Origin of the sequence: Streptomyces sp. NPDC059452 (genome assembly GCF_042750035.1) — a bacterium.
Lineage (GTDB): Bacteria > Actinomycetota > Actinomycetes > Streptomycetales > Streptomycetaceae > Streptomyces.
Genome location: NZ_JBHYVE010000021.1, coordinates 141,293 through 159,803, shown reverse-complemented (window position 1 = coordinate 159,803; position 18,511 = coordinate 141,293). Strand labels below are relative to the sequence as shown.

The 18,511-nt window shown below is 69.5% G+C and carries 21 protein-coding genes and 1 tRNA gene; 3 read left to right on the top strand and 19 right to left on the bottom strand.

Going from position 1 to position 18,511, the window contains the following annotated elements; translation table 11 throughout:
* The 3 genes from ACFW9Z_RS26085 to ACFW9Z_RS26075 form a co-directional block, all read right to left on the bottom strand.
* Nucleotides 1-209, bottom strand: a 209-nt coding sequence (locus ACFW9Z_RS26085) for a hypothetical protein (RefSeq protein ID WP_384644967.1), incomplete at its 3' end; no start/stop codon positions are given.
* Between the two features lie 59 nt (nucleotides 210-268).
* Nucleotides 269-2,734, bottom strand: coding sequence for an MFS transporter (locus ACFW9Z_RS26080; protein WP_384644965.1), 2,466 nt, complete (start codon nucleotides 2,732-2,734; stop codon nucleotides 269-271).
* A 31-nt stretch (nucleotides 2,735-2,765) separates the two neighbouring features.
* Nucleotides 2,766-3,278 (bottom strand): MarR family winged helix-turn-helix transcriptional regulator, encoded by a 513-nt coding sequence (locus ACFW9Z_RS26075; protein WP_384644963.1) that lies wholly within the window; start codon nucleotides 3,276-3,278, stop codon nucleotides 2,766-2,768.
* Between the two features lie 268 nt (nucleotides 3,279-3,546).
* On the opposite strand from ACFW9Z_RS26075, the gene ACFW9Z_RS26070 reads away from it, so the two are divergent.
* Nucleotides 3,547-3,762, top strand: a complete 216-nt coding sequence (locus tag ACFW9Z_RS26070; RefSeq protein ID WP_384644961.1) for a hypothetical protein — start codon at nucleotides 3,547-3,549, stop codon at nucleotides 3,760-3,762.
* A 139-nt stretch (nucleotides 3,763-3,901) separates the two neighbouring features.
* Here ACFW9Z_RS26070 and ACFW9Z_RS26065 read toward each other — a convergent pair whose 3' ends face one another.
* From ACFW9Z_RS26065 to ACFW9Z_RS26015, 11 genes are all read right to left on the bottom strand, one after another.
* A complete protein-coding gene (locus ACFW9Z_RS26065) occupies nucleotides 3,902-4,201 on the bottom strand; it encodes a hypothetical protein (RefSeq protein WP_384644959.1) in 300 nt (99 codons plus the stop codon).
* Nucleotides 4,202-5,069: 868 nt separating this feature from the next.
* Nucleotides 5,070-5,936, bottom strand: a complete 867-nt coding sequence (locus ACFW9Z_RS26060; RefSeq protein ID WP_336678769.1) for an RNA polymerase sigma factor SigF — start codon at nucleotides 5,934-5,936, stop codon at nucleotides 5,070-5,072.
* Nucleotides 5,937-6,170: 234 nt separating this feature from the next.
* Nucleotides 6,171-7,127, bottom strand: a complete 957-nt coding sequence (locus tag ACFW9Z_RS26055; protein ID WP_384644957.1) for a SigB/SigF/SigG family RNA polymerase sigma factor — start codon at nucleotides 7,125-7,127, stop codon at nucleotides 6,171-6,173.
* Between the two features lie 200 nt (nucleotides 7,128-7,327).
* The gene (locus ACFW9Z_RS26050; RefSeq protein ID WP_003967684.1) at nucleotides 7,328-7,621 is read right to left on the bottom strand and encodes a Dabb family protein; all 294 of its coding nucleotides are present in this window, start codon (nucleotides 7,619-7,621) and stop codon (nucleotides 7,328-7,330) included.
* Nucleotides 7,622-7,649: 28 nt separating this feature from the next.
* On the bottom strand, nucleotides 7,650-7,814 hold the full coding sequence (locus tag ACFW9Z_RS26045) for a hypothetical protein (protein ID WP_384644955.1): 165 nt from the start codon (nucleotides 7,812-7,814) through the stop codon (nucleotides 7,650-7,652).
* 785 nt (nucleotides 7,815-8,599) lie between these two features.
* The gene (locus ACFW9Z_RS26040) at nucleotides 8,600-9,667 is read right to left on the bottom strand and encodes a MarR family transcriptional regulator (RefSeq protein WP_384644953.1); all 1,068 of its coding nucleotides are present in this window, start codon (nucleotides 9,665-9,667) and stop codon (nucleotides 8,600-8,602) included.
* A gap of 366 nt (nucleotides 9,668-10,033) precedes the next feature.
* The gene (locus ACFW9Z_RS26035; protein ID WP_384644951.1) at nucleotides 10,034-10,885 is read right to left on the bottom strand and encodes a helix-turn-helix domain-containing protein; all 852 of its coding nucleotides are present in this window, start codon (nucleotides 10,883-10,885) and stop codon (nucleotides 10,034-10,036) included.
* Nucleotides 10,886-10,905: 20 nt separating this feature from the next.
* Nucleotides 10,906-11,436, bottom strand: a complete 531-nt coding sequence (locus tag ACFW9Z_RS26030; protein WP_384644949.1) for a DUF6879 family protein — start codon at nucleotides 11,434-11,436, stop codon at nucleotides 10,906-10,908.
* Nucleotides 11,414-11,668, bottom strand: coding sequence for a hypothetical protein (locus ACFW9Z_RS26025; protein WP_384644947.1), 255 nt, complete (start codon nucleotides 11,666-11,668; stop codon nucleotides 11,414-11,416). The genes ACFW9Z_RS26030 and ACFW9Z_RS26025 overlap by 23 nt, the downstream gene beginning before the upstream one ends.
* Nucleotides 11,669-13,147: 1,479 nt before the next feature.
* Entirely contained in the window at nucleotides 13,148-13,354 is a 207-nt protein-coding gene (locus tag ACFW9Z_RS26020) for a DUF397 domain-containing protein (protein WP_384644945.1), read from the bottom strand.
* Nucleotides 13,351-14,208, bottom strand: a complete 858-nt coding sequence (locus ACFW9Z_RS26015; protein ID WP_384644943.1) for a helix-turn-helix domain-containing protein — start codon at nucleotides 14,206-14,208, stop codon at nucleotides 13,351-13,353. Before ACFW9Z_RS26015 ends, ACFW9Z_RS26020 begins: the two co-directional genes overlap by 4 nt.
* A gap of 229 nt (nucleotides 14,209-14,437) precedes the next feature.
* Between ACFW9Z_RS26015 and ACFW9Z_RS26010 the strand changes: the two genes are divergently transcribed.
* The gene (locus ACFW9Z_RS26010) at nucleotides 14,438-14,896 is read left to right on the top strand and encodes an ATP-binding protein (RefSeq protein WP_384644941.1); all 459 of its coding nucleotides are present in this window, start codon (nucleotides 14,438-14,440) and stop codon (nucleotides 14,894-14,896) included.
* A 95-nt stretch (nucleotides 14,897-14,991) separates the two neighbouring features.
* Here ACFW9Z_RS26010 and ACFW9Z_RS26005 read toward each other — a convergent pair.
* The 4 genes from ACFW9Z_RS26005 to ACFW9Z_RS25990 all read right to left on the bottom strand — a co-directional run bounded on the left by ACFW9Z_RS26005 (nucleotide 14,992) and on the right by ACFW9Z_RS25990 (nucleotide 16,966).
* Nucleotides 14,992-15,079: transfer RNA gene (locus tag ACFW9Z_RS26005), tRNA-Ser, on the bottom strand.
* Nucleotides 15,080-15,146: 67 nt separating this feature from the next.
* Complete coding sequence (gene tadA, locus ACFW9Z_RS26000) at nucleotides 15,147-15,575, bottom strand: tRNA adenosine(34) deaminase TadA (RefSeq protein ID WP_384644984.1); 429 nt, start codon at nucleotides 15,573-15,575, stop codon at nucleotides 15,147-15,149.
* Nucleotides 15,576-15,795: 220 nt separating this feature from the next.
* Nucleotides 15,796-16,440: a hypothetical protein gene (locus tag ACFW9Z_RS25995; RefSeq protein ID WP_384644983.1), complete on the bottom strand. Its 645-nt coding sequence runs from the start codon at nucleotides 16,438-16,440 to the stop codon at nucleotides 15,796-15,798.
* Nucleotides 16,441-16,681: 241 nt separating this feature from the next.
* Complete coding sequence (locus tag ACFW9Z_RS25990) at nucleotides 16,682-16,966, bottom strand: hypothetical protein (RefSeq protein WP_384644939.1); 285 nt, start codon at nucleotides 16,964-16,966, stop codon at nucleotides 16,682-16,684.
* Between the two features lie 147 nt (nucleotides 16,967-17,113).
* On the opposite strand from ACFW9Z_RS25990, the gene upp reads away from it, so the two are divergent.
* Entirely contained in the window at nucleotides 17,114-17,749 is a 636-nt protein-coding gene (gene upp, locus ACFW9Z_RS25985) for a uracil phosphoribosyltransferase (protein WP_018513622.1), read from the top strand.
* A gap of 118 nt (nucleotides 17,750-17,867) precedes the next feature.
* Here upp and ACFW9Z_RS25980 read toward each other — a convergent pair whose 3' ends face one another.
* Complete coding sequence (locus tag ACFW9Z_RS25980; RefSeq protein ID WP_384644982.1) at nucleotides 17,868-18,485, bottom strand: LytR C-terminal domain-containing protein; 618 nt, start codon at nucleotides 18,483-18,485, stop codon at nucleotides 17,868-17,870.
* Nucleotides 18,486-18,511 lie beyond the last annotated feature (26 nt).

The following is an 18,511-nucleotide window of genomic DNA, read 5'->3' as shown; positions in this document are numbered from 1 at the left end:
CGACCGAGGAGAACCGCTTCGCGCTCACCGAGGTCGGCGCCGACCTGCACGCCCACGAGCACTGGGCCAAGGCCGGCAACCGGCACGAGGCCCTCATGAAGCTGAAGCAGGCCGCCCGGCCGCGACAGCCTCTCCGCAAGAAGTGCCGTCCGACCAGGGGTCTTTGCGATCCCTTCAGTACGTTCACGCGCATCCCTATAGGTGTGCACCTAGGCGCACATCTAGGTGCACGCGTGAACGTACTGAAGGGATCAACGCACCGGGTCGATCACTCCCCCGGGTGGGCGAGTTCGATGTCGTGCCCGTCGATGCCCTGCCCGCTCACCGTCAGCGCGCCCGGCACCGGCGGATAGCCGGTCGCGATGACCGTGTACTCGCCCGCGTCCAGGTCGGTGAAGGCGTACGCGCCGTCCTCGCCGGTCGTCGCGGAGGCGACCACGTTGCCCGCCGCGTCGATCAGCGTGACCCGGGCGTCGGCCAGCGGGCTGCGGGCGGCCCCGGCCCGTACGGTGCCCCGGACCAGCGCCCCGGCCCGCAGGGCGGCCTCGACGTGGGTGACGCCCTGGCCGCCGATCTCCACCGGCAGGGCCAGCGGGCGGAACCCGGCCGCGTTGACCGCGACGGTCACGGAGCCCGGGATCAGCTCGCCGAACGCGAACTCGCCCGAGCCGCCGGAGACTCCGGTGGCCAGCACATCGCCGCGTACGTCGGTCACGACGACCATCGCGCCCTCGACCGGCGCACCGGACTCGGCGGCCCGTACGGTCCCGGCCAGTCCGCTCGTACCGGAGAGCAGGATGTCGAAGGCCAGCGGCTCCCCGCCGACGACCACGGTGGACGCCTGCGGCTGGAAACCGTCGGCGGAGGCGATCAGGACGTAGCTGCCGGAGCCCGGCGCGTCCAGGGTGTACGTGCCGTCGGCCTGGGCGACCGGAGCCCCTTCGGCGCCGCGCACCACACCCCGTACGGGAGTGCCCTGAACGGTGTCGTACGAGGTGACGGCATCGACCGCACCGACCGAGGTGACCCCGGCGGCGCCCTCGGAGGCGAGAGCCGTGGCGCCGACGGCAGCCGGAACTTCCGCCTGCGCCGAGGCAGCCTCCAGGGTGTCGTTCCCAGCACTGCTCTTCAGCGCGACTTCCTTGATGAAGAGCGTCACGACGAAGGCGATCAGCGCGCACGGAGCGGCGTAAAGGAAGACGTCGCCGACGCCGTGCCCGTACGCGGCCTCCATGACCGTACGGAAGGGCTCGGGCAGCTTGTCCAGGTCGGGGATGCCCCCGCCGCCCGTACCGCCGTGGCCGAAGGCGGCGCCCTCGGGCCCGAGGGCGGCGAGGCCGTCCTTCACGTAGTGGGTGACGCGGTTGCCCAGGACGGCACCGAGCGCCGAGACGCCGATCGCGCCGCCGAGGGACCGGAAGAAGGTGACGACGGAGCTCGCGGAACCGAGGTCCTCGGGAGCGACCTGGTTCTGCGTGGCGAGGACCAGGTTCTGCATCATCATGCCGATGCCGAGGCCCATGACGAACATGTAGACGGCGACGTGCCAGTACTCGGTGTCGTACCGGATCGTGCCGAGCAGACCGAGCCCGGCCGTGACCAGGAAGCCACCGCTGACCAGCCAGGCCTTCCAGCGACCGGTCTTGGTGATGACCTGTCCGGAGACGGTCGAGGAGAGGAAGAGGCCCGCGATCATCGGGATGGTCATGACGCCGGACATCGTCGGCGACTTGCCGCGCGCGAGCTGGAAGTACTGGCTGAAGAAGACCGTGCCCGCGAACATCGCGATACCGACGAAGAGCGAGGCGATCGAGGCCAGCGTGATGGTGCGGTTGCGGAAGAGGCGCAGCGGGATGATCGGTTCGGCGGCCCGCGACTCGATGAGGACGAAGATCAGGCCGAGCAGGACCGAGCCCGCGACCATCACGTACGTCTGCCAGGACAGCCAGTCGTACTTGTCACCCGCGAAGGTCACCCAGACCAGCAGCAGCGAGACGGCGGCGCTGATGAAGAACGCGCCGGCCCAGTCGACCCTGACGCCCTCGCGCTTGACGACCGGGAGCTTCAGGGTCTTCTGGAGCACGATGAGGGCGATGATCGCGAACGGCACACCCACGTAGAAGCACCAGCGCCAGCCCATCCAGCTGGTGTCGGTGATGACACCGCCGAGCAGCGGGCCGCCGACGGTCGCGACGGCGAACACCGCGCCCAGGTAGCCGCTGTAGCGGCCGCGCTCGCGCGGGGCGATCATCGCGGCCATCACGATCTGCGCGAGGGCGGAGAGGCCGCCCACGCCGATGCCCTGGACGACGCGGCAGGCGATGAGCATCCCGCTGCTGGTCGACAGACCGGCGACGACCGATCCCAGGACGTAGATGATCAGCGCTATCTGGACCAGCAGCTTCTTGCTGAAGAGGTCCGAGAGCTTGCCCCAGAGCGGGGTGGTGGCGGTCATGGCCAGCAGCGAGGCCGTGACGACCCAGGTGTAGGCGCTCTGCCCGCCGCCGAGGTCGGAGATGATCTCGGGGAGGGCGTTGGAGACGACCGTCGACGACAGGATCGCGACGAACATGCCGAGCAGCAGCCCGGTCAGCGCCTCCATGATCTGGCGGTGTGTCATCGGCGTGCCGTCGGAAGCGCCGGAGCCGCCGGAGCCGCCGGGGCTCGCGTGGCCTCCATGACCTCCGTGCTTGGCGTGGCCGCCCCGCACACCGGCCGGTGTGGTCGTAGCCATTGAGTTCCTTATCCGTGCGTATTTGCTTCTGTTACACAGGTGTACGGGTGTGCGCGTCGTCGCCGAGCCCGTTCCGGCACTCGCCGGAGTGGCTTCCGGGGGCGCAGCCGCCCGGTCCGCGACAGGCGAAGCTGTCGCGCAGCCGGGACAGCAGCGCATTGAGCCGGCCGACGTCGTCGTCGGACCAGTCCGAGAGGTTGCGGGCGAACACATCGGTGGTCCGCCGCGTCAGCTCGTCGAGCTGCGCGTGGCCGCCGGGGGTCAGCCGCAGGATGCGGGACCGCTTGTCCGCCGGGTCCGGGGACCGTTCGATCCAGCCGTGCTCGGCCACATGGGCCACGTGGCGACTGGTCACCGAGAGGTCCACGGCCATCAGCTCGGCGAGCCTGCTCATCCGCATCTCGCCGTGCCGGTCCAGGAGCGTCAGCACGGCGGCGGAGCCACCGGGACACTCGGGCGGCAGTGCGCGGGCGAGCCCCCGCTTGACGGCCCCGACGGCACTGAGCTGCCGTGCCAGTTCCTCGTACCGGCTCCGTGCGGCCACGGGACCCCCCAACGCACTGATGTCCATGTTGTTGCTTAGGGCAACCATAGAAGCCGTTGGTTGCTGCAGGCAAACGAAAACGGCCTTGCAGAAGTAAAGGAACGCAAAAGCCTCCGTAGGCTCCGGGTCAAGCCCCCTGTTCCCCGGGTTCCACCGCTGGATTCCCCGGGTTCTGCCGTTGGGTTCTGCGGGTTCTGCCGCTGGTCGGGCGGGGTGCGGGGTGGCCGGGGGTTGGGCGGCAGGCCCGAGTTCGCTAGGGTCCTGCCCCATGGCACACAACCCCCACGCCCCTCAGCCGGGCCCCGAGGGCACCCCTGATCCGGCGGGCAGCACGCAGATGTTCCGCGCCTTCGTCGACGAGGGCGAGCCGCAGCGCCGGGCGCAGCCGGCCGCGGCCTCGTCCGGGCCGAGAGTCGGGGTGATCGCGATCGTCGTCGCGGTCGTCGCCGTCCTCGGCGCGGTGGCGTGGCTCGCACTTCGCTGACGTATCGACCACTGAACGACTGAACGACGTATGACGACCTGAACGCCCGTGGGGCGGACGGCGAACCGCGAACGCCTGCGGCCGCCGTCGGCCCCACGGGTGTTTCCGTACGCTGCCCCGTCGCATGCCCCCTGAGGGCTCACTGCCACACGGCGGAGACGTCCTGGGTCTCGATGCGCATCCCCAGGGGAACGCGCCAGGAGTCCACGCAGACGGTGTACGTCTCCGAGCGCGTCGCGCCGCCCGCGATGGGCGTCGGCAGGGACTGGCTGGATGTGATGGTGGCCCAGTCGACGCCCAGGGCCCCGATGATGTGCGTCTCGAAGGTGACGCTGCCCGAACGGGCGGGGGAGCCGCCGGTGTTGCGGAACTCCACGGTGACCTTCTCGCACCACCGCTTCTCCGCCGGCGCACGCTGCGGGGCGCCCAGCTTCAGCACGGCGGGCGTCGGGGGCGGGGCGGGCTTGGGGCTGCCACCGGGGGCGGACGGCTCGGACGGCTTGGACGGCTTGGACGGCTTGGAGGGCTGCGGCTGCGACGGCTTGGACGGCGTGGAGGGCTGGCCGCCGGGCTTCGAGGGATCCGATGGCTTCCCGGCCTCTCCAGGCTTCCCGGCCCCAGCCCCGGCTCCTGTCCCAGCCCCGACTCCTGTCCCAGCCCCGGCTCCTGCCCCAGCCCCGGATCCGGACCCCGACCCTGCCCCCGGTCCGGCGGCCCCCGCTCCAGCCCCGCCAGGTGCCCCCGTACGCGCTCCGCTCCCGCCGCCCCCCGGCCCGGAACCCGGGAGCCGCGCCGCGGGACCTCCCACGAGCCCCTCAGCGACTTCTGCGGCTTCCGCGGCTTCAGGGCCTCCGGCGCCATCGGAGCCGTAGGCGCCTCCGGAGGGCGACGAGGAGGCCCCCGGGGACCGGCTGCCACCGCTCCCCCCGGCGCCCCCCACGCCCTCCTCAGCCCCGCCGTCCAACGGGACCAGCGTCACGGTCCCCGAGGGTCCCGAGGGCCCCGAGGGCCCCGAGCCGCCGCCCGCAGACCGCTCGGGCCCGCTTCCGACCGCGCCCACCGCCGCGTAACCGTCCCCGTCCGGCCCGCCCCCGCAGCCGACCAGGAGACCGCCGCCCAGACACAGCGCGACCGCCGAGGCGGCGATCACGGTGCCTCGGCGGCCGTTGGGCCCAGGTGCCTCACGCATCTGACGTATCTGACGCATCTGACGTCGCATCGCGCCAGTGTGTCTGACGCACCGTCAAATCAGAACCCTCATGCACGGCTTACCCGTCTTACCCGGCTTGTGTCGCTCGTGCGACGACTCAGTCGGAGATGAGCCCTTCCCTGAGCTGGGCGAGGGTGCGGGTGAGCAGCCGGGAGACGTGCATCTGGGAGATGCCGACCTCCTCGCCGATCTGCGACTGGGTCATGTTGGCGAAGAAGCGCAACATGATGATCTGCCGCTCGCGCGGGGCGAGCTTGGCCAGCAGCGGCTTCAGCGACTCGCGGTACTCCACACCCTCCAGCGCCGCGTCCTCGTAGCCGAGGCGGTCGGCGAGGGAGCCCTCGCCGCCGTCGTCCTCGGGCGAGGGGGAGTCGAGGGAGGAGGCGGTGTACGCGTTGCCGACGGCGAGACCGTCGACCACGTCCTCCTCGGAGACCCCGAGCGCCCGGGCGAGCTCCGGCACGGTCGGCGAGCGGTCGAGCTTCTGGGCCAGCTCGTCGCTGGTCTTCGTCAGCGCGAGCCGCAGCTCCTGGAGGCGCCGGGGGACCCGTACGGACCAGGAGGTGTCGCGGAAGAAGCGTTTGATTTCGCCGACGACGGTGGGCATCGCGAACGTCGGGAACTCCACGCCCCGTTCGCAGTCGAACCGGTCGATCGCCTTGATCAGGCCGATCGTGCCGACCTGGACGATGTCCTCCATCGGTTCGTTACGGCTCCGGAACCGCGCCGCGGCGTAACGCACCAGCGGGAGGTTGAGCTCGATGAGTGTGTCCCGCACATAGGTCCGCTCCGGACTGTCCGTTCCCTCGGGACCCGAAGCGGGGCCGAGCGCGGCGAGCCGCAGGAACAGGGAGCGGGACAGAGTGCGGGTGTCGATGGCTTCCGGCGAGCTGGTGAGCACGGCGGGTGCCGGCACGCTCTTCGTGAGCGTGAGCACCTTCGAGCTGCCCTGTTCTGCGGACATGCCACCCCCTTGAGGTCGCGGACGGTCGCGGTGGCCGCGACCATCGGAGGAACGCAGCCTCCACCTGAATACCGGAGGCGGGGCTGCGGCAAACGCGCTTCGAGCAGAATGTCACATGTCGGCAACACGCTGTAGTGACATGTCGACAAGTCAGCGCTGAATCCGCCCTGGAAACAGGGGGTGTAGGGCTTTTATGCCGTCAGAACCGGTCCGTGGAGGGTCTACCCGTTCCGGTTACGCTTCGATCCTGTTTGCGGACCTCAGTCGGGCGAAACTTCGCGCCAGAAGCCTTGACACATGCATCTGGGAGACACCGAGTTCGGCGCTGATCTGAGACTGGGTCAAGTTTGAGTAGTAGCGCAGGAGGAGGATGCGCTGCTCGCGCTCGGGGAGCTGGACGAGGAGGTGGCGTACGAGGTCGCGGTGCTCGACACCGGCGAGCGCGGGGTCTTCGTAGCCGAGCCGGTCGAGCAGTCCGGGCAGCCCGTCGCCTTCTTGTGCCGCTTCCAGGGAGGTGGCGTGGTACGAGCGCCCGGCCTCGATGCAGGCGAGCACCTCGTCCTCGGAGATCTTCAGCCGCTCGGCGATCTCGGCGGTGGTGGGGGAGCGCCCGTGGGCGGTCGTCAGGTCCTCGGTGGCGCCGGTGACCTGGACCCAGAGCTCGTGCAGCCGGCGGGGGACGTGGACGGTGCGGACGTTGTCGCGGAAGTAGCGCTTGATCTCGCCGACGACGGTGGGCATCGCGAACGTGGGGAACTGGACACCGCGTTCCGGGTCGAAGCGGTCGATGGCGTTGATCAGCCCGATGGTGCCGACCTGGACGACGTCCTCCATCGGTTCGTTACGGCTCCGGAAGCGGGCGGCGGCGTACCGGACGAGGGGCAGGTTCGCCTCGATGAGTGCGGCCCGGACACGGCCGTGCTCCGGGGTGCCGGGCTCCAGCTCCTTGAGCTGGCCGAAAAGCACCTGGGTGAGGGCCCGCGTGTCCGCCCCGCGGGTCCTGGCGGGCGGGGCGGTGGGGTCAGGGGTCTCGGTCTGGATCTCCCCGGCCGGGACGACGGTCTGCGCGGCGCCCTGAACGGCCTCCTGGGCGGCCCCCTGAACGACGACCCCCTGAGGGGGGTGCTGGGAGGGCTGCTGGGACGGCTGGACGGACTGGGGAGGCACTTGAGGCGCTGTACTGGCCGGCACGGTGACGCCACCCCTTCGCGATCAATTACGGTCAACTCATCCGTCAAAAGCGGTCATAGCATCACAAGACATGCCCACTGTGTGCAAGCACCGCAAAACGACGTGTTGAGGCCATAAAGGCTCAAAAAGCACGAAGAAACCCCTCGCCTGCAACGGCGAGGGGCGGGTGGAGCCGGTCCTGCAAGCGGTGGGGGGAGAGGTCAGAACGGATAGTCCGCGATCACCCAAGTGGCGAATTCGCGCCACTGGCCCGCGGCGGCCTGGTGGGCCGGGTGCTCGATGTAGCGCTTGAGGGCGTCCTCGTCGGCGACGGCGGAGTTGATGGCGTAGTCGTACGCGATCGGCCGGTCGGTGATGTTCCAGGCGCACTCCCAGAACTCCAGCTCCGGAACCTGCCCCTCCAGCTCCCGGAAGGCCCGGTCCCCGGCGACGACCCGCGGATCGTCCCGCTCGACGCCTTCGTTGAGCTTGAAAAGAACAAGGTGGCGGATCATAGGTACCCCTACTGCTTCTACTGCTTCGCTACTTCACCAGTTCGGACATGAAGTCACCGACGCTCTGAGCGGCGCTGGAAACGCCTTCGAACCCTACCCCCACGAGCTCCGCGGACCGCTGGGGCGAGGTGATGATCGTGTACACCACGAAGACCACCACTATGTAGAGCGCGACCTTCCTCGCTTGCGCCACTGCCTTGCCTCCCCGTAGACCCCGCCCGGGCTCCGCCTGGACCTCGTCCGGCCCTCGCGTGCGATCGGCAGATTGTATCCGTACGCATGGCCGTATCCAGTGGCTGCTCTCGATCACTGATGCACCTTTTAAGGACCTACGACCTGCCGGCTGAGGCCTTTTGCCCGCCCGTACGGCTTCTGCACCCCGGCAGGATGGACCCCGGGCCCTCCGGCCCTGGCAGGACCCGGAGGCCCGGAACAGGCCCTCACTGTGGGGTCACCGCCGCGCGATTTCCCCCCTGACCGCGACGGCTGACCGAAGGCCCTGTTCCCACCGGGGGAAGCGGCTCACCCCCCGACGCCGCTTCCCCCGACCTGACTCCGGCGCCGGGCGCCGTACCTTTCCCCGCGTGCGCGGGGACCACGGGGTCCACTCGGACGCCGAGAAGGTCGCACCGGGACCACCCCGCACGCGCGGGGACCACTTCGTGACCTGCGGTCTTATGCGGCCAGGGGCTCGGTTTACTCACTTCTTGAGAAACGGGCATATCCCCCCTATCGAACGGTCAGGCCGAGCCGGAGGCTGCACCTCCCCTCCGGCCTTTGCGGCGGGGGTGTGTCGCCCCTCGCGGGCCAGAGGCTCATCTTCTCCGCAGGTTAGCCACTGCGCAGCAGAGACCGAGAGCGTTCGCAGGCTTTCCGCCGCCTCTCACGGCCCCGGCACCCGGGTCTCCGCCAGGGCTGTGCGAGAGGCGCCGTCAGGTCTCAGGGCGAGGCACTCAGGCGATCCCATGCTGCTGGTCCTCAGACGGGTTTGAGGAGGTTGCGGAGGTTGGCCATGCGCACCTTGATGTCGGCGACTTCGGCGGGTTGGGCCGGGGCCTGGTCGATGTGGGTGGTGCGGCAGGGGCGGCAGAGGCCGTCGGGGAGGTTTTCGGGGCGGGCGGGGCGGCCGCAGTCGGTGCATTCCATGAGGAGGCGGTGGCGGGTGGGGGTGGTTGGGGTGTTCTCGGCCGGCAGGTGGGGTGGCATTTTGTCAGTGAGGCGGCGGCGGAGGAGGCCGACGGGGGAGTCGACCTTGGTGGGGAGTCCTGCGGTGAGGGCGTTGGTGAGGTAGTCAACGCTCACGCCCCGGTTGAGCCATTCGGCGGCCTGGGTTTCCAGGGCGGCGCAGTCGTCGGCGGAGAGCGCGAGGCGGTGGTCGGTGCGGCCCAGGCGGGCCAGGGCGAGGTAGGCGGGAGAAGGACCTGCTTCGGGGGCCTGGAGTGCTGCCGGGGCCGCGTTCGGGGCGGGAGGCGCGGGTTCGGCGTCCGGGGCCTGAACCGGGGTGCGTTGCTGCGGTACGGCGGTGGCTTCGGGGCCCTGTTCCGGGCCGAGGTCCTCCGGGGCGGGCGGCGGGGGTTCCTCCTCGAACGGGGCCCACGGCGGCGGGGGCGTCGCCTCCGGTTCCGGGCCCGCCGTCTGCGTGGCGGTCTCGGTGGCCAGGTAGGTGTTCCACCACTCGTTGTCGCGGGCGGTGCGGGACCAGAAGGTACGGGAGACCCACCTCGTCCCGTCGCCCGCGCCGACCGGGCACCGTACGCGCCGCAGATAGCCCGCCACCGACAGGGCCGTCAGCGCCGTGGAGACGGCTTGTTGCCCGTAGAGCGGGAGCTGTTTGGCGAGCTGCTTCACGCTCATCGCCGCGCCCTCGGGGAGGTGGTCGAGGAACCCGGCAACGTACCGCTCACGCATCGGCAGGAGGGCGAAGTCCTGGGGCGTACGTGGGCGTTGGTCGGGTGCGGAGCGCTTGCCGTAGCCGGGGTTGGCCATCGGGTATGTCGGGGAAAGTGCGGGGGCGTGCGGGGCGGGGCTAAGGTGCTGTGTAGCCATGGGATCGTCTTTCTAGGGTTTCGATCTTGCGGTCAGACCCCGGCTCGGTGTCCCAACACCTACCGGGGTCGCTTAGTTCTCGAACCGTAAGCACTCGTGACGCTCCGCCGCAAGCCGTCACGATTAGTCATACTTCCTCGCCGTTACGGGGTAGGGAGGTGGGGGAGGTTTTCCCAACCCCCTTCACTTACCCACCGGTTAAAGAAGGCGCTCGAATCCCGGGTCTCGCGCCCCGAGGCCCGAATCCCGGGACCCGAGCTTCGGGCCGTGGCCCCATCCCCGTACCCCCGCAAGAGTGAACGGCCCGGTCCCGACGCTCGAAGCCCGGCGCTTGGGACCCGAGCTTCGGGAATGGAGCGCTCCGGGTCAGGGCAGGGCGTCGATGGCCTTCACGATCAGCGTTCGCGCGTCGGCGCCGTAAACAGCCATGGACCGCAACTGTTCGAACGCCTTGAGGTACAGGGCGATCTCGCTGGGCTGGGTGATGTTGACCTGTGCGGAGAGCAGTTCCACGGAGACGAGGGTGTCGTCGTAGATGTGGAAGGTCTCCTGCGGCCAGAGCGTGCGCTCCCTGGTGGCCATGGGGATGATGCCCAACGACACGGCGGGCAGCGCCCCGACGGACAGCAGATGGCCGAGCTGAGCGGCGACGGCATCGGCGGAGCCGAGTTGGAAGTGGAGCACCGATTCCTCGATGAGGAGCAGGACCCGGTGTCCTGGTTCCCGGATGATCCGGGACCGCTCGACCCTGGCCGCCGCTGCTTCCGGGCCGTCGTCGGGGACTTCGAGCAGACGCGCGTTCGTGCTGAGCAGGGCGGCGGCGTACCCCTCGGTCTGTACGAGGCCAGGCACCAGGGTGGGCGAGTAGACGCGGAACGTTCTGGTTGAGCGGTACAACTCCAGGTAGCTGTCCTGGAGTTGCCGCAGACCCGTTCGCACCCGGCGACGCCACTCCGTGTAGAGCGTCTCGGCTTGGCGGGATGCGGCGATCAGGTCATCCGCTCTGCCGGACGCCTGGCACGTGGCGCACCAGACACGGATGTCCCGGGCCGAGGGTGGTGTCTTGGCGTTCTCGATCCGGGACGTCTTCGCGTGGTGCCAACCGCACCGAGCGGCCAGCTGGGTCACGGTCAGGCCGGCGTCCTGCCGGAGTTCGCGGAGTCGGCGGGCCACGTTCTCGCGGGCTGTCTGGGCGGAGGACGACGGGGAGACGGACATGTTTGTGCGGGTGCTTCCTGTCAGAGGAGGTCGTACTGGTCGTGCGGTGTGGCGCGCTCCCATACGGCTTCGAAGGAGTCGGCGCACTGCTTCACGATGGGGGGTTCGGTGCGGAGTTCGAGCGCGGGGTCGGACCATCCCCCGGCACCGGTGAAGTGGTTGAAGAGCACCCGCTGGCCGTCGAAGATCCACAAGTCGGATCCCGGCAGCATCAGTTCGACGGCCTGGCGGCGCGGCAGCCACCGAACCTGCTCCCCGGCGAGGACGTTGACGACGGTACCCGCGTGCTCGTAGCGGATGTACTCGGTGACCGGTTCGGACACGATGCGAGCCCGGCGGACGGTCACTCCGCGCGTGACGGCGCTCTGGATGAGGCCGACCCACGGGGCCCAGTACGCGGATGCCGGGTCTACGTCCCGTCGGCCGGTGCGCTGCCAGGCGGCGAAGTCCTCCGCTTCGTCGCCGACGCCGTACGTGTCCCGCATTTCGAGGTGGACTGCGGAGCGCTGTGCGGCTTTGAGGAGTTCGTCAAAGCTGACGTTCTGCGGCATCGCAGGCCCTCCTGAGTGCCGGCACCATGCGGGCCGGGATGCGGATGACGGTCTCGTGGTCGGGGATTCCCCGGGCGTGACCGGGGACGGTGTTCCGGACACACGCATCACGGGTTGTGTCGTCCGCCGTGTAGCTCTGCATGACGATGTCTCTGGTCTCCGGGTCCACCCATACCGTGGGGGACCCGCTCTGACCCGTCTCAGGGTCGATTCCGACGAACTCTAAGTCCATTGCGGTCTCCTCTACGAGGCCGTGCGCTGATGTGCACCAAGGTGATGGCAACGGAGAAGGGGGTCAAGGGTGTTCTCGGTCATCACTCGCTGATGCAAGCTTCCATGCACACTGGTGCACATTGCTAGCGTGCCGCGTCGTCGATTACATAACGTCTTGCGCATCTCACTCAATGCGTGCGACAGGGTGATTGCCCATGATGACGATCAAGGTGTACGCGGTGAATCGCGAAGGGGACGTTCGCGTTCTGCGTGAACGGGCCGAAGTGGTCCCGCTCGACCAGCCGGACACCTCGCAACAGCTTCCCTCCTGCGGGTGCCGCAGGTGTACGGAGACGGAGACGGAGCCGGTGCAGTGAGGGCTGTGGAGCGGGTGGCTCGGCCGGACGTGGCGTACCGCATGTTCCTTGGCCACACCGTGGTCTGTGCCGGTTGCAGGTCGGCTCGTCGGCCCTGCCCCAAGGCCGTTCAGCTGGGGCGTGCGTGGCGGGAGGCCCGTCGTGGTGTGTGATCGCTGTGACGAGACGATCCCTCCCGGGCAGGCGGAGGAGGTCGTGGTCCACGGGGCGTCCGGTGCGGGCGGCACGGTGGTGTTGCACCGGGTGCCGTGCCGGGTACCGGCTTGCCTTCAGCCTGCGTCCTACCCGGTGGAGGGCGAGTGACTGTTTCCTTGTCGGCCACGGACGTGCGTATCTGCGAGGCCTGTTGGGTTGCTCCTGTACGTGCCGTCCGGCATACGCCGGGCGGCCGTGACCTGCTCTGCCGAGAGTGCGCGGAGGGTAGCTATCCCCGCCGCGTCGACCTCTTCCCGTCGTACGGCATCTACGGAATGGCCGATACGCGCGCATCCTGATACCCGCCGCTGTCATCCGTCCGGGTGGCCGGAGCGGGTGAGGGCAGCACCATCCGCTTGGCGGGGACAGGCTGGCCCGAGACCTGCTCCAGGAGGACACCGTGGACCAGCCGCCGATCTGCCCCCACTGCCAAGGCCGTCGAGCGCTTTGGCGTGACAGCACCCGGACGAGTCCTTGCCCAGCCGCAGCGGTGGGTCTGGTTCTGCGCGGGCTGCCGACGTACGTGGGAGCCCACGCCTGAGCAGAGGGCACCGAGGGCACCGGGCCGTGGGGCATCGAGGGACCGGGGGCACCGGGTGCGCTAGCACCCCTGCCGCTGCGGGGACAACGCCACGAGCCAGCAGGTTGAGGCCTTCTCTACGGACCACTTCCACACACGCGGGGGCCACTCCTCGGGGCGAATGAGGCCGACAGGGGCAAGGTCCCCCCGGCACGCGCGGGGACCACGGACTGCCCCCCGTCGATGCGCCGATCATCTCGGGAGCACCCCCGCGTGCGCGGGGACCACAGTTCGTGACCTGCAGGTTTATGTGGCCGAGGGGCTGTTTTTACTCACTTCTTGAGAAACGGACATATAGGCCCTTGCCTCGCAGGAAGCCTTAACTGTTCCGCCCATCGACATGTAGCTACAGAAGCCCAGCCGCGACCGCCCCGACCATGGCCGCTAGTGCACCCCGGCCGAAGACCAGAGCCGGCCCGTTCGGCGTTTTGCTGTCCCGGACGGCGATGTGGTCGGCGTCGACGATGCCGCACTCCAGGCAGTCCGACTGTGCGTGGGACGCGGAGGACTTCCACCAGGCGACGGGGAGGTTTGAAGAGTCGGGGATGATCATTTCTGGTCCCTTGCTTGTTTGATCAGGTCGAGTGACTTCTCAACGGAGAGCGCTGCGGCCGTGAGTGACTCGTGGGCGTCCGCATAGGTGCTGACCTGGTCGTGGTCCTCCACGTACAGGGCGCTGGTCAGCTGCTCCAGGTGTACGACGCTCAGTTCCGTGAGGTTGCCGAACCCGAGGATCGCGAAGCTGCCGGTCTGCCCGACCGTAAGGGGAGCGCCGACGGGTAGCACCTGGATATTGATGTTGGGCAGCGTCGCGAGGTGCACCAGGCGGGAGAGCTGGTCGTGCATCACGGCTGGGTCCGGCAGTTGGGTGCGGAGTGCCGCCTCCCCGATGATCGCGCGCAGGCGCAACGGCTCTGACCGGGACAGTACGGACTGCCGTGCCAGCCGCACATCGACAAGTGCTTGTACCCGGTCGCTTATGGCCTCGGACATCGCTGTCGATGTGATGGCCGCGTGGGCGTACTGCGGTGTCTGCAACAGTCCGGGGATCGATGCGATCTGCCATGTCCGGATGGTGGTCGCCTCTGCCTCAAGGCTGATCAAGTCCTGGTAGACCGGGGAGAGAACGCTTCGGTAGGACTGCCACCACCCGCGCTGTCCGCCCTCTCGCGTGAGGCGGATGATGTCGCGGCGCAGCTCGGCGTCGGCGACCCCGTAAAGATCCAGAAGGAGTTCGACGTCCGAAGCGGAAGCGGCGTTGCGGGCTGTCTCGATGCGCGACAGCTTCGCCGGGGAGATCTTTCCGCGGGTGCCGTCGGCAGCGTCTTCCTGAGTGAGGCTCAACCGCTCCCGCATGGCTCGCAGGGTGCGGCCGAGTTGTCGTCTCCGAACCGTGGGCGCCGACACGTACCCCTCCCGTCGCTGTTGGTGACGGTCAGTCTGCCGTCAGCGCTGCTCGGCTGTCACCTTTGCTCCCCCGCTTACAAGCAGTTCTCATAGTGGAGTGCAGATTTGCACATTACTAAGAATCGCTTGCACTTAACCCTGAGTGTCGGCACTCTGAAGTGACGATCTGCAGTCGGGTCGACACGGCTATGTGGGCCTCTGTCGGCCTGCCCTACCGTGAGGGGGCCGCATGACGACCATGCGTCCGAGCGCCTTACCGTCCATCTCGCCCATCCAGCCCCGCTGCACCTCCGCCGTGGAGCCCGTGCCGCCGCAGGCGGTCTACCTGGCCGTGCCGGAGTCCGTCGGGCCCGCCCGGCGGTACGTCAGAGAAGCGGCCACGTATCAGGAGCCGTCGATCGGCGAGGACGTGCTCGACACCCTGGAGCTCCTCGCCAGCGAGCTGGTGACCAACGCCGTTCGGTACGGGTCCGAGCCCGGCGATTCCTTCAAGGTCGCCGTTGCCGCCGAACCCGGGAAGTGCCGCGTGGAAGTCCACGACACCCGGCGGCGGACGCCCCGTCTTCGGCCGGTCTCCGATCAGCGTGTCCGTGGGCGGGGGCTGCACCTCGTCGAGGCTCTGGCCTCGCGGTGGGGTGTGGTCGAGCGGCCCTTCGGCAAGGTCGTGTGGGTGGTCGTCACGTGGTGAGCCGTCTCCGAGCGCCGTAGGCGCCGTAAATCGGAGACCGTAAACGCAGAACGCCCCCTTGATCGCGTTTCCGCAGATCAAGGGGGCGTCAGAAGCGGTAGCGGTGGGATTTGAACCCACGGTGACGGGTTACGCCACACTCGCTTTCGAGGCGAGCTCCTTCGGCCGCTCGGACACGCTACCGAGAGAGAGCTTAGACCATTCCGGGGCGTGCACAGAAATCGGTTCTTGGAGGTGGGGCCCCACCTGGTCAGAGTGCGCGGAAGAACGCCGTCAGCTGCGTTGCGCAGGCGTCCTCCAGCACGCCCGCGATGACTTCCGGGCGGTGGTTCAGGCGGCGGTCGCGGATGACGTCCCAGAGGGAGCCGGCCGCGCCCGCTTTCTCGTCGCGGGCGCCGTAGACCACCCGGGCCACCCGGGACTGCACCAGCGCGCCCGCGCACATCGTGCAGGGCTCCAGGGTGACCACCAGCGTGCAGTCGGTCAGGCGCCACTCGCCCACCGCCTCCGCCGCCCGGCGCAGGGCCAGGATCTCGGCGTGGGCCGTCGGGTCGCCGGTGGCCTCGCGCTCGTTGTGGGCGGCGGCCAGCTCGGTGCCGTCGGGGGCGAGGACGACGGCGCCGACCGGTACGTCACCGGCCGACGCCGCCCGCTCGGCCTCGGCCAGGGCGCGGCGCATCGGGGCCAGCCACGGATCGCGTACGGGGTCGGGGCCGGGATCGTGCACAGGTACGCGTACGGGGTCCGGGGCGGGCCGGGGTGTAGGGGAAGGGGAAGAGGGGTTCGGCGGGCGTGCGGTCACCCGCGGACCCTAACGGACAGGAAGCCCGCGGACCTCAACGGACAGGGAAGGAGGGGAGGGAGGGGAAGCCCCCGGCGAACCGTGCGCCGGACGCCCCCTACCGCACCGCCTCCAGCACCTCCGCCGCTCCCAGCGCGTCGGCGATCTCCGTCAGCGCGTCGGTTCGCAGCGTCAGCAGGTCCTTCTCGGAGATCCCGAAGTCGGCAAGGATGCCCAGCTCGCCGATCGGGCCCGCCGGGACCGCGTCGGAATCGAAATCGGGGTCGGGGTCGAGGCCAGGGCCGGGGGCCGAGTTGGAAACGGAGCCCGTATCCGAAACGGAGCCCGTGTCTTCGGTCAGGGCGGTGGTTCCGGCTGCCGAAGTGGTGGCGGGCCGGGCCGCCGGGTCCGGTTCGCCGTCCTCCGTGCCGTCGAGGTCGACGAGCTCCTCCAGTGCGGCGATCTCGTCCTCGGCCCCTGGTTCGCGGCCGAGCAGTTCGTCGGTGAGCAGGATCTCCCCGTACGAGGAGCGGGCGGCGGCGGAGGCGTCCGAGACGTAGATCCGGGGGTCCTCCTCACCGTCCACCCGGAGGATGCCGAACCAGGCGTCCTCCTGCTCGATGTAGACCAGGACCGTGTCCTCGTCCACCGAGGCCTCCTGAGCGAGATCCGTCAGGTCGGACAGGGTCTCCACATCGTCGAGCTCTGTATCGCTCGCTTCCCACCCGTCTTCGGTGCGCGCGAGCAGTGCGGCGAAGTACACCGTGACTCTCCCACTGGTCATAGGTGAATCGGTCCGACGGGAGGGCAGACGGGAAAGTCCGTCTGCTCTGAGCCCCGCCCAATCGGCATCGTGGCAGAAACAAGCGCCGAGCGAGACCTCTTCGACCGTTGCGTCGGCCATCAGTTCCAGGAGTGCCTGGTCGGGCGTCGCCCTGACGGAGCCGGTACAAACCCGATCGGCAGGGGGAGTGCGCCGGTGGTACGGGGCGGCTTCAGGGGCCTCACCAGCGGAACGTACGCATGCGCATCTGTTGGCGCATACGGGCGGCACGGGCCCTGCGCGGCTGCACCCGGTCGCGCAGCTGCTTGGCCTCGTGGAGTTCGCGGAGGAACTGGGCGCGCCGTCGGCGCCGCGCCGCGTCACTCTCCTGCGCGTCCGTGACGTCACCCGTCGTGTCGCGTGTCGCGTCGCCCGTCGTGCCGTGTGTCGCGTCACCCGTCGTGTCGCGTGTCGCATCGCGTGTCGGGTCACCCGTCGTGTCGCGCGGCTCGCGCGCGTCGCTCACTCCGCGTGAGACCGCGTTCCGCCGCTGTTCCCCGTCCGCCGCCATCGACACACCACCCCAACGCTGGGTCCGTATGCCCCCACCTTCCCCCCGAACAGGTGGTTGATGCCAGCGCAGAGTGCCGGAAGGCGCGGTTACTGTTGACGCATGCGGATCCACGTCGTCGACCACCCGCTGGTGGCGCACAAACTGACCACGCTGCGCGACAAGCGCACCGACTCCCCGACCTTCCGGCGCCTCGCCGACGAGCTGGTCACCCTCCTCGCCTACGAGGCCACCAGGGATGTGCGTACCGAGCAGGTCGACATCGAGACCCCGGTGACGCCCACGACGGGGGTCAAGCTCTCGCACCCCCGCCCCCTCGTCGTCCCGATCCTGCGCGCCGGTCTCGGCATGCTGGACGGCATGGTGCGGCTGCTGCCCACCGCCGAAGTGGGCTTCCTCGGCATGATCCGCAACGAGGAGACGCTCCAGGCGGAGACGTACGCGACCCGGATGCCCGAGGACCTCTCCGGCCGCCAGGTCTACGTCCTCGACCCGATGCTGGCCACGGGCGGCACCCTCGTCGCGGCCATCCGCGAGCTGATCAAGCGTGGCGCCGACGATGTCACCGCCGTCGTCCTCCTCGCGGCGCCCGAGGGCGTCGAGGTGATGGAGCGCGAGCTTGCGGGCACCCCCGTCACCGTGGTCACCGCCTCCGTCGACGAGCGGCTCAACGAGCACGGCTACATCGTGCCGGGCCTCGGCGACGCCGGTGACCGGATGTACGGCACGGCGGAGTAGCCGACCAGGACAGGACCTGCCAGGCCGACCGAGCAGGGAAGAAACAGGGCGGTGCCCCGCACTCTCGTACGAAACGGGAGTGCGGGGCACCGGTGCGTTCGGGGAGGGGCGGGGTCCCTCAGCCGTTCTTCGTCGGCGAGCAGGACGCGGACGGCGCCGGGGACGGCTTCGTGAGGGCCGTCATGGCCGCCGTGGCCTCCGCCGGGGTGCTGAACGCCTTGAACTTCGCGCCGAGGATCAGGTCGACCTCCGGCGTCTTGCGCTTGTCGGTCTTCTGCACCGTGCCCGGCAGCTGCGTGCCCAGCACGGTGAAGCTGCCGTTCGCCGCCGTCGGGGCGCCGAGCAGCACCGCGGTCCCGGGGACCTTCTTGTCGTACTCCTCCGAGGCGTTGCCCACCTCGCCGATGGCGAACCCGCGCTTCTTCAGCTCGTCCGCCGCGGCCTTGGCGAGCCCGCTGCGGGTCGTCGCGTTGTAGACGTTGACCTTGATGCCGGCCGGTTTCGGGAGCGCCTTGACGGGGGCCGCCGGCTTCGGGGTGGGGCAGTCCCGTGTGTGGGCGGCCGCACTGGCACTCTTGTCGCCGCCCGTGAAGACGTCGATGAGCTGCAGTGTTCCCCAGCCGGCCAGACCGAGGACCGCCACGGCCGAGACGCCCACGAGGACGATCCTGCGGCGGTGCCGGGGGCGGCGCATGCGGGGGTAGGCGTCGCCCGTGATGCGGTACTTTCCGCCCATGCCGGGGGGAGTGAGCATGCTCATGG